This is a genomic window from Streptomyces sp. WAC07094 (assembly GCF_036320405.1).
Lineage (GTDB): Bacteria > Actinomycetota > Actinomycetes > Streptomycetales > Streptomycetaceae > Streptomyces > Streptomyces lannensis.
Genome location: NZ_JAVMJZ010000001.1, coordinates 7438589 through 7451181, shown reverse-complemented (window position 1 = coordinate 7451181; position 12593 = coordinate 7438589). Strand labels below are relative to the sequence as shown.

Sequence of the window (12593 nt, the reverse complement as noted above, 5' to 3'; positions counted from 1 at the left end):
CGCCGTCGGGTTGCTGGCACTCGTCGCCGCAACCCTGCCTGTGACTGCCGATGCCGCCACCCCGCCCTCCGGATCGGTCAGCAACGCCGCGCCCACGACCACGTGGAGCGCCGACCCCTCCACCGTCCCGAATGTCTCCGGCACTACCGGGACGGTGAGCTGCGGGAATGCGCAACCCTGCGACGACTACGCCCTGAAGGTGTCGGTGCCCGCGGGCTACGACGCCGGTCACAGCCTGCGCATCGACGTCAGATGGCCGGACTCCGCCGCCGACTTCGACCTGTACGTCCTCGACGCGGACGGCCGAGAGGTGGCCACCTCGGCCTCTTCCAGCGACCCCGAGACCGTGCTGCTCCCGGCGGTGCCGGCGTCGTACACCGTGCGCGTGGTGCCGTACGCGCCGCTCGGCGACAGCTTCACCGGCTCCGCGAGTCTGATCACCGCTCCGGTCGATCCGCCGCCGAGTTCGGCCACACCGCCGACCTACGCGAACTCCTGGGCCCCCGACGGCATCGCGGACGCGCACAACGCCGGTGAACCCTCGATCGGCGTCGACCGTGCGAGTGGCGCCGCGATGTTCCAGGCGTACACGTCGACGCTCAAGGTCACCTACGACAGCGCCGGTACCGCCATATGGCAGGACAAAAGCGCGACTGCGGCCAACGGCTGCCCCCAGGGCAGCACCACCAGCCTCGACCCGATCCTGTTCACCGACCCGGTCACCCACCGCACCTTCGAGTCGCAGCTCGCCGGCAAGACCGCCCTGACCTGCTACACCGACGACGACGGTGACACGTGGACGCCGACGGGAGGCTCGGGCATCAACTCCGGTGTGGACCACCAGACCATCGGTGGCGGCCCCTTCGCCCCAGGCGTGCCGGGTGCCGTCACGTCGTACCCGAACGCCGTCTACTACTGTTCCCAGGACATCGCCGATGCCTCCTGCGCGGTCAGCCGGGACGGCGGTCTGACGTACGGGCCCGCCGTTCCGATGTACTCGCTGCTGGACTGCGGCGGTCTGCACGGGCATGTGAAGGTCGCCCCGGACGGCACGGTGTACGTGCCCAACAAGGGCTGCGGTGGCAATCAGGCCGTGGCTGTCTCCGAGGACAACGGGCTGACATGGACCGTCCGTCACAACCCGTCCAGCACCCCCGGTGAGTCGGACCCGAGCGTGGGGATCGGGGCCGGCGGAACCGTCTACATGGGCTACCAGAACAGCGACGGCACGGCGCGTATCGCTGTCAGCCACGACAAGGGCAAGACGTGGCTGTACGACCAGAACGTCGGCGCGGCCCTCGGCATCAAGAACATCGTCTTCCCGGCCGTGACCGCGGGCGACGACAATCGCGCCGTGTTCGCCTTCCTGGGCACCACCACCGGCGGCAACTATCAGGACGCGGACAACTTCGCGGGCGTCTGGCACCTGTACGTGGCCACCACCTACGACGGCGGCCAGTCTTGGGTCACCGTCGACGCCACCCCAACCGACCCGGTTCAGAAGGGGTCGATCTGTACGGGCGGCACCACATGCGGCAATGACCGCAACCTCCTGGACTTCATCGACGTCACCACCGACTCCCAGGGTCGCGTGCTCGTCGCCTACGCCGACGGCTGCACCGGCACCTGCGCGAGCGGCGGTGCGCAGAACTACGACGCGCTGGCATCCATCGCCCGCCAGTCCTCCGGCAACACGCTGTACGGCGTGTACGACGCCGTGGTCCGCGGCAAGCACAAAAAGCCCTAAGGAAGCCACCAGATGAAGCCATCACCCTCGGCTGCCGTACTGGTGGGAGCCGTCCTCAGCCTGGCCGCGATCACTGGATGCTCGGCGGCGAACGAGCACGCCGAGCATCCGGGGGCGACGTACGCGGCGGAGCAGGCAACCGATCCGCCGGCCGGGACTGCAGCCGTTGCCGCGCCCGGCGGCTGTCCCACTGCCGCCTCACTGCCGCTCCCCAAGGACTTCCCGGAGAACCTGCCGGTGCCCGACGGCACGGTCGTGACCTCGGTGGAGCATCGCACTGGCGGGCGGCTCGTCGTCGACACCGTCGTACGGGGCGGCTTCGACACCACCTTGGCGTTCCTGCACAAGCGGCTCCCCAAGGCCGGCTACATCCCCAAGGAGGGCGAAGTGGAGAGGGACGACGCCGAGTCGAACTTCTCCTCCACGACCGTCCAGGGCCGCTGGAGCCTGCGGAAGATGTCCGACTGCGAGGAAGGGGTGTACCTGACGTACCTGACTTCTGCCGTCTCCTGAACCCCGCCCCGCCAAGCCCCTTCCTGGGCCGGTGAAAACTGCAAGGGGCCACCTTTCGTGACGAGCGGCACCGCGTGCGCCGTTGACCGAAGGGTGGCCTCTCGGACTGGAAGACCCCTGGTGAACGGGTGCACCGTGACCACGCCAGCTCGCAACGAAGGCCAAACAGGCGGACAGCCAACACGTCCGGCTGGAGCCCGCGCCGCCGTCGGATTCTGGATCCCAGGGGCCGACTCCCGACGCTACGAACGGCAGACCGTCGGTGAACGGCTCCGCTCCGACGACAGGACGCTCAGCCGACTTGAGCCGCACCGGCAGCACGTACTTCCAGTGGGTCTCAGGTGCTTCGGAGCTCCCTCAGACAGCTACTGGCCGAAGAACGGAACCGGCTCAGACGTCAGCCGCAACAGCACCACTTGGCCAGGCCATTTCACTCTTCAGCGCATGACGAACGGGGGTCAGTCGAACTACTCAAGCGTGCCTTGAGACGACATCGCCTCCCAGCTGCCACATCTCGTAGTTCCCACATTCTGCCGTGATCTCGGCCGTCGACTGAGCCGCAGTGACGAAGTCAAGTACTACCGGCGAGGTCTGAGATGCCGCTACCGCGAGGCACACCCGTTCGGGCGCCAGTTCCGGGATGGGCACATAGACGACGTCCGGATGCGAGTAGAACACGGACGCCGAACGAGCCAGGAAGGAGATGCCCCGGCCGGCCGCGACATGCTCGAGCGTCTCGTCCACCCCGCGCACCGGGTACCCGGCATTGGGGAGCGGGCGCTTGGTGGGCTGCGTGCTCGGGTCACCGTGCCAGACCAGCGGTTCGCCGGCCAGGTCGGCCTCGGTGACCTCCTCCTTGCCGGCAAACCGGTGTCCGACGGGCAGTACCGCTACCCGCGGCTCGGTGTACAGCGGGGTGAGGCGCAGGCCGGCCTCGTCGATGGGCAGCCGCACGTAGCCGACGTCGATGCGGCCGTCGAGCAGCATCGCTGCCTGGTCGTCCCCTTCGATCCGCTGCACGTCCACGACCACGTCCGGGTGCCGGTCCTCGAACGCACGGGCTGCCGGGGTGACTGCAACGCCAGCCCGGAAACCGACCATCAGCCGCCGCTTGCCGCCGGCGGCCGCGGACACCCGGCGGCGGACCGCTTGGGTCGAGGCGAGCAGCGGACCGGCGTCGGCCAGCAGTTGCCGGCCCGCGTCTGTCAGCTCTACGCCGTGGCGATCCCTGATGAACAGCGAGGCGCCGAGATCCTGTTCGAGCGCGCGGATCTGCCGGCTGAGCGCCGGCTGTGCGATGTGCAGCTCATCGGCGGCGCGGCCGAAGTGCAACTGGTCGGCCACAGCGACGAAGTAACGCAGTTTGCGCAGGTCCAGATCCATCGCGTCTCCCAGTCGGTGATGCCGCCAAGGTATCACCAGGGCTGAAAGAAGTCTTGGACGGCCTACTCAGGCCAATGGCAACCTGAATAGGTACCTGATAGTCCGAGTGAATCCGGCACAAGGATTCGGCATCGGAGGGCCTGGGCTCAGAATGAGCACATCAGGAATTGAGCACCCCCTCCCATCGCGTCATTCGATGGCGTCGACGACACAACCGTTAATAACGACGGCGTGAGCATGGCATCCTATTCAGCTCCAGAAAGCAGAAACTCCATGAGCAGCATCAGCATCATCGGCTTGGGGAATGTGGCCCGCGCCCTGGCCGCCCGGGCGCTCGAAGGCGACAACGCAGTCGAGATCATCGGACGCGACCCGGCCAAGGCCAAGGAATTGGCTGCTGCGCTGGGTGGCGCCACTGTCGGGACGGCCGGCACCGTCCCGGCCGGGGACATCGTTGTCCTCGCCGTGCCGTACGTCGGCGCGACGGCGGTGGTGAGGGAGTATGGGGACGCACTGCGCGGCAAGGTCATCGTCGACATCACCAACCCCGTCGCCCCCGACCTGCAGGGCTTCGTCGTCCCCGACGACAGTTCCGGCGCACAGGAGATCGCCAAGGCGGCTCCCGACGACGCGCATGTCGTCAAGGCGTTCAACACTGTGTTCTCCCACGTTCTGTCGGCCGGCCCGGCCGAAGGCCGCCCTCTGGACGTGTTCATCGCCGGCGACAACGCGCAGGCGAAGGCACGCGTGTCGGCGTTCGTCGAGACCCTGGGGCTGCGCCCCTGGGACACCGGGGAGCTGTCCATGGCGCGGGCACTGGAGAACGTCGGCCTGCTGGAACTGGGCCTCATGAACCACTCCGTCAAGCACACCAATTTCTCCCTCGGCATCACCCTTCTCAGCTGAGCACACCCATTACCCCTACCTTTCGTGCCGCGTTACGCCAGTTCGCTTTCCGCACGAAAAGACCCTGAACCTACCCTCACAAGGACAGTCAGATGCGCGTATTCGTCGCTGGGGGGACCGGCCATTCCGGTTCGTACATCATCCCCGAGCTCATCGCCGCCGGTCACGAGGTCACCGGCCTGGCCCGGTCGGACGCTTCCGCAGCGGCCCTGTCCGCACTCGGCGCGAAGGTGCGTCGCGGCGACGTCCAGGATCTCGACGGGCTCAAGGAGGCAGCCTCGGAATCCGACGGCGTCATCCACGTGGCCCACAGGCAGGATCTGCTGCCCTCCGGTGGGATGGACGCCGTGGCCGCTGCGGAGCTCCCGATCATGCTCGCGTACGGCGAGGCCCTGGCGGGAACCGGAAAGCCGCTGGTCACGGCGGGGAGTATTGGCTCCCCCGGGCAGCAACTGGGCCGGCCGGCCACCGAGGAGGACCCGGCCCTCCCCGCCGGCGAGGAACACAAAAGCAGCCTGCGGATCCGCAACGTCGTGGAAAGGGCTGTAGTCGACCTCGCCAAGCTGGGGGTGCGATCTTCGGTCGTTCGGATCGCCAACATCGCGCACAGCACAACCGATCGTGCCGGCTTCCTCCCCACACTGATCGCGCTCGCGAAGGAAAAGAGGTTCGTCGGCTACCACGGCGACGGCGCGAACCTGTGGAACGCCGTGCACATCCGCGATGCCGCCACCTTGTTCCGCCTGGCGCTGGAGAAGGGGCCGGCTGGCAGCTACTGGCACGCGGTTGGGGACGGGGCCATCCCGTTCCGCGAGATCGCCGAGGCCATCGCCAACCGTCTGGGCCTGCCCGCCGTGAGCGTTCCCAACGATGCCTTGATGACGCCGGGGTACTTCGGGTTCCTCACGAATATCGTCACGCAGAGCTACCCGGCGTCCAACCTCATCACCCGCCGGACCCTCGGCTGGGAACCCGCCCAGCCCGGCCTGCTCGCCGATCTGGACAACGGCCACTATTTCCCCGCCGGCTGACGGCGGGAACCGGAATCGAAACGAGCCCGGCAACCGGCAAGTTCGGCTTTTCTGAAGGACATTGAGATTATGACGACTGTGGGATTCATCGGAAGCGGAAACATCGGCAGGACCCTTGCGCGACTCGCTGTCGGGGTCGGACACCAGGTAGTGCTCAGCAACTCGCGCGGTCCCGAAACGCTCGCGGACACGGCCGAGGAACTGGGGCCGCGGGCGTCCGCGGCCACGAACGAAGAGGCCGCAGCGGCTGGTGACATTGTCGTGGTCACGGTGCCGGTCAGTGCCTTCCCCCACGTGACCGCCGCGCCGCTCGCCGGGAAGACGGTCATCGACACCTGCAACTACGGACCCGAGCGTGACGGGCACATCCCCGAGCTCGACAGTAAGTCCCTCACCTCAAGCGAGCTGCTCCTGCAGTACATCCCGGACGCCCTGCTCGTAAAAGCGTTCAACAACATCTTCTTCAAGCACCTGCTGTCACTCGCCCGCCCGGCAGGAGCGGCCGATCGCTCCTACCTGCCGGTCGCCGGGGACTCCGCACCGGCGAAGGCGGCAGTGACCGAATTCATCGACGCCATCGGCTACAACGTGGTAGACGCGGGAACGCTGACCGACAGCTGGCGGCAGGCGACGGGCACGCCAGTGTGGGGAACACCGTACGGGCCGTACTCGAACGAGAAGGGCCAGCCGGTCGGCGAGGACGCCATCCGCGCGGCACTGGCCGCCGCAACGCGGTAACCGTCGATTATCGCGGACCGTGATGTGGTCCGGCCGTGCCATGCCCCGCCCGGGAATCGTTGGTTCTAGTGGTCGTCGCAACACCCCAGTTCAGGGGGTGCGATGGACTTCGAGATCCGGAAGAGCCGCAAGGAGCAAGGACTTCGCGAGCTGCAACGGGAGCGGGAGCGGGAGGAATACTTCCGGCTCATGAAGCTTGGGTTCGGCAATCTTGAGGCGTCCAGACGAGTCGGGGTCAACCCTCGGACCGGCCGTGAGTGGCGCAACGGCCGGCCCGAGGGACGGAAGAAGCGTCCGAGGCCACTCCCAAATGCTATGCGGGTGGCCTCGGGGCCATCCGGTACCTGACGGAAGACGAGCGGATCCACATCGCCGACCGGTTCCGGGAGAAAGCGACGGTCCGGGCCATCGCCGCCGAACTGGGCCGCAGCCCGTCCACAGTCAGCCGGGAGATACGCCGAATCGGCATGCCCCTGCCCGGTGACCGCAGTGGGAGATGACTCCGGCGGCCATGGCCTACTCAGAGATGGCTGTAGACGCCGCCCCACGAGGGGTTAGCCTCATCCCTGAGGGATGACGCCGGAAACGGGCCGGTTCCGGCCTTCTGCTCCGATGCGTGCACGAGTGGACTGCCCGCGCTGGGTCGCGCGGCCACCGTGTCCTGGATGGCCTTCGGCGCCCGCACTCCAGGTTCGCCACCGTCCTGGCAGCTCGCGAGCCTCAGGTGTCCGGTGCGGCACGATGGGCGACCAGGGCCGTGAGGTCGTCGTCGAGGGCGCCTGAGACGTAGGCGCTCAAGTCTTGGTGGAGGTGGGCGAGTAGCTGGCGGGGAGTCGCCAGGGACCATCGGCGGATGCGCTGGCTGAGGGGATAGAAGGTCCCGGTGAGGTCGCGACTCTCACTGACGCCGTCGGTGTAGAGCAGCAGCCGATCGCCAACGGTGAAGGGGATGACGTCGATCTGGTACTGGGCGCCGAGCAGGGCAGCCATGTTGACGGGCGGTGACGGCGCGCTGGGTTCCACCTCGCGCACTTCTCCTTCGTGCAGCAGCAGCGGAGGGGGGTGCCCACAGGTGACCAGGCGCGCGATGGACTGCCCAGCGGGGATCTCGACCAGCAGGGTGGTGACGAAGCACTCCATCGCGTCCTCACTGGGAAGGTCCTCGCAGTATTCGTTCATGCTGGTCTCCAGCCGGGCTGCCAGGTCCGCCAGATCAGGTGCGTCGCGCACGTTCACCCGGAACGAGCTGAGCACCACGGCGGCGGCCTCGACGGCTGGAAGTCCCCTGCCGCGCACGTCGCCGATGATCAGCCGCACCCCGTGCTGGGTCTGGCGCGCTTCGTAGAAGTCTCCGCCGATCCGGGCGTGCGGGGCAGCGGCCTGGTAGAGGAGTTCGATGTCGACGTGCCCGAGATGGGGCGGTAGCGGACGTAGCAGCACCTGCTGCGCGGTCTCCGCTACGGTGCGGACGTCGGCGAGGGTGCGCTCCCGGTGCTGGCGTACCCGGCTGGCGTAGGCGGCGGCCAGGGTGATGGCCGTGATCGCCAGCACCGTGAACAGGCTGGATGTCCCGCCCAGGTCGTGGTTGTAGGTGGCCGCGAGCCCGATGGCGGCGACGATGGCCAGCAGTCCGATGATCAGCGTGCCGGCCAGTGGCCAGGTGGCGGCGGCCAATGCCGGCGCCGCCCCCAGCAATCGGTTGAACTGCAGGTGGGGCGTGAGGGTATCCACCACCACGGTCAGCGCTATCAACAGCAGTGGGGCAAGGCGGATCCACTCGAACGGCTGGTCCACTTGCCGAATCCGCCGGAGGTGCCGGTTCGGGCCGATGCGCTGCCGCAGGGGCCGAAGGGGGATCCTCCGGGATGCCGTGGGCTCCTTGAGCCGCGCACTCATGCCTGGGCTCCTGGGACGGGAATGGGATGTACATGCGCGTGTCCGTGGAGCGAGTACATGTCGTACCGCGGTGGGCCCGACTTCGACGCCCGCTGCGGCCGGCGGCCGACGGGCTCTTGAAGGGGGTGGCGGCTTTCGGGATGGCGGCTCATGTCGGAAGGTCTTGTTCAGTCCAGACGGTCTTGCCGGAAGCGGTGTAGCGAGTCCCCTGATGCTGTGCGAGCTGCGCCACGATGAACAGGCCGCGGCCGCTCTCATCGCAGCGCTCCGGCTCTCGGAGATGGGGAGCCGTGCTGCTGGTGTCGGAGACCTCGCAGATGAGTGTGCGGTCGTCATTGATCAGGCGGAGTTCCACCGGCCCCGTGGAGTAGCGAATGGCGTTGGTCACGAGTTCGCTGACGATCAAGGCGGTGGGGTAAGCGAGTTCGTCGAGCATCCACCTCGCCAACTGCCGGCCGGTCCACCTGCGGGCGGCGGCGACAGCGGCGGCGTGAGGCGGCAGGCTCCGGGTCGCTACATTGTCGGTGTCCAACGCGCGAGTGCGGGTCACCAGCACAGCCGGCTCGTGTCCGGGAGACACGTCCCAACGGACAGCCTCAAGGATCTCCTGTGCATCTGGTCCGGGTCGGCTCAACATCTCGTGGAGACGTTCTGCCGTCGTCTGTGCATCGGAAAGCGGGGCGTTGTCACCGCCGCTGTTCAAGAGCAGGATGCTGCCCGAGTATACGTCGATCTCGGTGGCCTCGAAGGGCTGGCCACCGGCGCCCAGCGGTGGATGGGAGGCCAGGACGGGGAAGTTGACGGTGCCGTCCGGATGGACGACCACGATGTCGGCATCACCCGCCCGGGACAGGGAGCAGTGCGCGGTGACGGGGTCGTAGACCACGCATATGCAGCTGGAACCGACGTACTTCAGGCCGAAGGGGTGCTGAAGGTGAGCCTCGTGTTCTCGGTCCAGGCGGCTCGCCACCTCGTCCAGGGACGAGAGTATTTCGTCGGGCGCCAGGTCTTGCAGGGCGAGCGTGAGGATCATGGCTCTCAGCTGGCTCATGCCCACCGCGGTGTCGGCGCCCTCCCCTTCCGTTGCGCCTACCACCAGAGCCACCCGCGCGCCGGACAGAGGGATGATGTCGAACCACTCGCCGCCGGAGCCTTCCACCGGGACGTGACTACGGGCAGCCTCAAGTGCACTGAGGGATGGAAGCGCCTCAGGAAGCAGGGCCCGTTGCAGGAGCCGGGCGCGGGCCCGCTCTTGGATGCGGCGGCGGACGAGGTCGATACACAACGCAGCACGTTCCGCGAAGGTGGCGGCCGCTTGAAGGTCGCCCGCGTCGTAGGGAGCCGAGTCGGCCTGCCGACACAAGGCAACCAGGCCGAGGACGGCGCCTTGCACAACGAGGGGCACCACCACGAGGGAGCGCACCCGCGCCTCCCGCATCACGCGGGCGCGCGCTGAATCGCGGGCGAGCCACAGGCTGTCGTCGTTCAGCTCGCGGATGAGACGTGGGCGCAGATGGGCAAGGGTCTGCCGGTAGGGGGTCGTCGGTGGATTCGGGATCATGTCACCGACCGCATACGCGGGCCGGGCGCCACTGGCTCCCCGCAGAGACCGGAAGGCGGCGCGCCGCAACGGCGTACTTCCGCAAAGGGCACCGGGTGGGGGCACCTCGCCACGCAGGGTCAGCTCCAGCAGCTCCACGGTGACGATGTCGCCCAGCTCGGGCACTGCGGCCTCGGCGAGATTCTCGGCAGTGCGGAACATGTCCGTGCCAGTGTCGCTCGCCAAATTCTCCAGTTCTGAAGGGCTGCGGGCAATCACGGTGATGGTCCTATCGCAGGGGCAATCTCTGAGCCTGAACGTCGCGAGGCTGGATGGGCGCCGTGTCGCGAAACGATCAGCCGTGCTCGGCGGGGGCGCAGCGCGGGCACGCGCCCCAGAAGGTCACCGCAGCCTCGTCCACCCGATAGGACTCGGACAGGTCGGCCACAAGACACGGAGCCTCGCCGATAACGCAATCCACATTGATGATGTCGCCACAAAACCGGCACACGAAGTGGTGATGATTGTCGTGCCGCTCGGCCTCGTACCGGGCCTGCTGGCCGGTGATCTGTGTACAGCGGACCAGGCCGACATCCGTGAGAACGCGCAAGACGTTGTAGGTGGCCTGCAGGGACAGCCCGCCTGTGACCTCTTGCGCCCGACCCCGGACTGCCTCGGCATCGGGGTGGCCGCCCAATTCCTCGATGGCGGTGAGCACCGCCATGCGCTGCACGGTCACCCGAAGCTGCGTCTCACGCAAGCGCGCCGCGGCTCGAGCCATGGGGTCGTGCACATCTCGATCCTTGCCTGCTGTCCCGGCCCGATGGGCGCCCTGATGCACAAGACCCGAGCTTGCTCGAAACTTGGCCATCGTTCCTCTTCTGGGTGAGTTACGAGCCCGACGGCCTCTCCGCACCGGCTTCGAAGCCGCTCAAAGTCGCGAGGTCGTGATCTCGGAGGCGTCTTGCCCCCGGGGACACATTGGGCCGTTCGGCTTGTTTCCATTCACTCTAGAGTCTTGAGTCATTCAAGACAATAGAGGCAATCCACTCTTGCCTCTCTTATTACCTTTAACGGGACCAATCCACCGTCGTGCCCCTCCGGCCCGAACGAACAGGACACCTCGGCCCCTCGATCCCCTCGCCGGAGCCTGGCCACGGCACCGCTGATCCTCAGCAGCGGTTTGGGTTGTTGGTCTAGAAGATGGTGGTTCCTGTCCGTATACCTCGGCGGTGCGCACTGCTATATATTCGAATGTGTGCACGATTCCCCGTCCCGTCTTGAGCTGCTGCGGTTTGCGTGGCGCGTCGTCGTCCAGCAGGCGACGGCTTCTCTGGCGCAGATCGACGGCTGGATCGCGGTCGAGGAGCGGCGGGGGGCGGAGCGCCGCCGCGGCGACGAGATGCGGCCGCCTCCGCCTGAGTGGGTGGTCGAACGCGGACTGCAGAAGACGAACATGGTCGCCGTGCACCAGGGGCGACCGCTGGACGGTAAGGAAGAGCACCAGGTGCGTCGGCGTCACGCGGGACGCCGTCGCCTCTGAGGCGGCAGTCACGAAGGATCTTCCAGCTCTTCATGCGTGCGAAGACGTGCTCAACACGAGCCCTGACCTGCTTGTGCGCTCGGTTGTGTTGCTCCTTCCAGGAGGGCAGTTCTTCGCCGGTACGGCGGCGGTGAGGGATGACCAGGCCAGTGCCCTGATAGCCGCCATCGGCAATCGTCATCGTCTTCCCGACGGCGGCTTTGGCGCCGGACTCCTCCCAGCCTCGTGAGTCGTGCCGGCTACCCGGCAGGGGCCGGCCGACGACCACGACCCGGCGGGTATCGGCATCGATCACGACCTGATGGGCCGTGGAGTATCGATAGTTCTTTGACTGCTCGGCCACCGAGTGGTCGCGCGCGGGCACCAGGGTGCCGTCGACGATGAGGACGGTGTCCCTGCGGAATCTGCTCCGCTGCCGGAGCGCCAACAGCGAACCGAGGCGATCAATAATGCGGTCTGCGGCCTCACGCGCATCAGAAGGCCACGACCCCTACGACACCGGCTTGATCCGCCAGTTGGCACCTGGCGCGCCAAGCCGGTAGGCGTTCTGTACCTACCCGACCAGCAGCACCGCCCCGGTCCCGGCGCGGCCTGTCTGCGGCAGGGCTCTGCCGGAATGGACTCGGGTGCTCCGCAATGGAACGGCCAGCCTCGCATCCGTCCGGAGCATCTCACCAAAAGCGCGCGGTAAGCGGGCGTGCCCGCGGACATCCGGCGGACTCCCTTCATCAAGGGCTGTCCCGTGAACCACTCGTGGGACAGCCCTTGATGCGGCGCAATCTGCCGGCAGCGTCGCCTCAGGTGCTGTCGCCGCCGTGGGGAGTCAGCCCTGGCTGCAGTACTCTACCCATTGGTGCGAGGCGATATTGTCGTTGACGTTGTCACCGAAGCCACTGAGACCCTGGCCATAAGTAAAGTGATACTGCCCGCCACTGAGGTCCCCCCAGATGTCGCCTCGGCTAATGCATGCATGAGCACCGGTGTGGAATTCCCCCCAGTACAGGTCTACAGCGTCGATGCCGTAGTAACCGTTGTTCCAGAGTGAGGAAGCCTCGTTCTCACAGGATCCCCACGTGCCGGCGCTGCCGGCCCAACGGCACCGCGTTCCTTCCAACTCGGGGTCGTTGTAGGCGTACAGATATCCGTCGGCGTTGGCGGAGTCAGGCAGGTTGGGTGGTTGAGCGTGAGCGGCGGTGGGCGAGAATGCCACCAGACTGCACAAAACGGCTCCTGCGATGGCAAATCTGCTCAATGACATAGTGGTCCTCACTTTGTAGGTTGACAGTGTCTGGGGGT

General features: G+C 67.1%; 11 protein-coding genes and 2 pseudogenes. 7 read left to right on the top strand and 6 right to left on the bottom strand.

Going from position 1 to position 12593, the window contains the following annotated elements:
* Window positions 1-40 precede the first annotated feature (40 nt).
* Both RCR19_RS33325 and RCR19_RS33320 read left to right on the top strand, forming a co-directional pair.
* On the top strand, window positions 41-1747 hold the full coding sequence (locus tag RCR19_RS33325; protein WP_331268475.1) for a sialidase family protein: 1707 nt from the start codon (window positions 41-43) through the stop codon (window positions 1745-1747).
* Between the two features lie 12 nt (window positions 1748-1759).
* A complete protein-coding gene (locus tag RCR19_RS33320) occupies window positions 1760-2260 on the top strand; it encodes a hypothetical protein (RefSeq protein WP_331268474.1) in 501 nt (166 codons plus the stop codon).
* Window positions 2261-2731: 471 nt separating this feature from the next.
* Here the strand turns inward: RCR19_RS33320 and RCR19_RS33315 are convergent, their stop codons facing one another.
* Window positions 2732-3643 (bottom strand): LysR substrate-binding domain-containing protein, encoded by a 912-nt coding sequence (locus RCR19_RS33315; RefSeq protein ID WP_331268473.1) that lies wholly within the window; start codon window positions 3641-3643, stop codon window positions 2732-2734.
* 273 nt (window positions 3644-3916) lie between these two features.
* Between RCR19_RS33315 and RCR19_RS33310 the strand changes: the two genes are divergently transcribed.
* The 4 genes and pseudogenes from RCR19_RS33310 to RCR19_RS33295 all read left to right on the top strand — a co-directional run.
* Window positions 3917-4549 (top strand): NAD(P)-binding domain-containing protein, encoded by a 633-nt coding sequence (locus RCR19_RS33310; RefSeq protein WP_331268472.1) that lies wholly within the window; start codon window positions 3917-3919, stop codon window positions 4547-4549.
* A 92-nt stretch (window positions 4550-4641) separates the two neighbouring features.
* Entirely contained in the window at window positions 4642-5580 is a 939-nt protein-coding gene (locus tag RCR19_RS33305; RefSeq protein ID WP_331268471.1) for an SDR family oxidoreductase, read from the top strand.
* Between the two features lie 78 nt (window positions 5581-5658).
* Window positions 5659-6318 (top strand): NAD(P)-binding domain-containing protein, encoded by a 660-nt coding sequence (locus RCR19_RS33300; RefSeq protein ID WP_331269623.1) that lies wholly within the window; start codon window positions 5659-5661, stop codon window positions 6316-6318.
* A 102-nt stretch (window positions 6319-6420) separates the two neighbouring features.
* Window positions 6421-6779: pseudogene (locus tag RCR19_RS33295) on the top strand (helix-turn-helix domain-containing protein); the annotation flags it as partial.
* A gap of 259 nt (window positions 6780-7038) precedes the next feature.
* Here RCR19_RS33295 and RCR19_RS33290 read toward each other — a convergent pair.
* The 3 genes from RCR19_RS33290 to RCR19_RS33280 form a co-directional block, all read right to left on the bottom strand.
* Entirely contained in the window at window positions 7039-8112 is a 1074-nt protein-coding gene (locus RCR19_RS33290; protein ID WP_331268470.1) for a PP2C family protein-serine/threonine phosphatase, read from the bottom strand.
* Window positions 8113-8362: 250 nt separating this feature from the next.
* Window positions 8363-10033 carry an ATP-binding SpoIIE family protein phosphatase gene (locus RCR19_RS33285; RefSeq protein WP_331268469.1) on the bottom strand — a complete coding sequence of 557 codons (1671 nt, stop codon included), beginning with the start codon at window positions 10031-10033 and terminating at the stop codon, window positions 8363-8365.
* Between the two features lie 76 nt (window positions 10034-10109).
* The gene (locus RCR19_RS33280; protein WP_331268468.1) at window positions 10110-10547 is read right to left on the bottom strand and encodes a Fur family transcriptional regulator; all 438 of its coding nucleotides are present in this window, start codon (window positions 10545-10547) and stop codon (window positions 10110-10112) included.
* Window positions 10548-11012: 465 nt separating this feature from the next.
* Between RCR19_RS33280 and RCR19_RS33275 the strand changes: the two genes are divergently transcribed.
* Complete coding sequence (locus RCR19_RS33275; protein WP_331268467.1) at window positions 11013-11297, top strand: hypothetical protein; 285 nt, start codon at window positions 11013-11015, stop codon at window positions 11295-11297.
* Here the strand turns inward: RCR19_RS33275 and RCR19_RS33270 are convergent.
* Window positions 11281-11769 (bottom strand): annotated as a pseudogene (locus RCR19_RS33270) (transposase); the annotation flags it as partial. The gene RCR19_RS33275 and the pseudogene RCR19_RS33270 sit on opposite strands and share 17 nt — an antisense overlap.
* A 351-nt stretch (window positions 11770-12120) precedes the next feature.
* Window positions 12121-12555, bottom strand: coding sequence for a peptidase inhibitor family I36 protein (locus RCR19_RS33265; RefSeq protein ID WP_331268466.1), 435 nt, complete (start codon window positions 12553-12555; stop codon window positions 12121-12123).
* Window positions 12556-12593: the final 38 nt, after the last annotated feature.

What these genes read in the sequence shown, in the direction of transcription:
- RCR19_RS33320 (WP_331268474.1), top strand. Translation starts at nt 1,760, where the DNA reads ATGAAGCCATCACCCTCGGCTGCCGTACTGGTGGGAGCCGTCCTCAGC.
- RCR19_RS33315 (WP_331268473.1), bottom strand. Translation starts at nt 3,643, where the DNA reads ATGGATCTGGACCTGCGCAAACTGCGTTACTTCGTCGCTGTGGCCGAC.
- RCR19_RS33310 (WP_331268472.1), top strand. Translation starts at nt 3,917, where the DNA reads ATGAGCAGCATCAGCATCATCGGCTTGGGGAATGTGGCCCGCGCCCTG.
- RCR19_RS33305 (WP_331268471.1), top strand. Translation starts at nt 4,642, where the DNA reads ATGCGCGTATTCGTCGCTGGGGGGACCGGCCATTCCGGTTCGTACATC.
- RCR19_RS33265 (WP_331268466.1), bottom strand. Translation starts at nt 12,555, where the DNA reads ATGTCATTGAGCAGATTTGCCATCGCAGGAGCCGTTTTGTGCAGTCTG.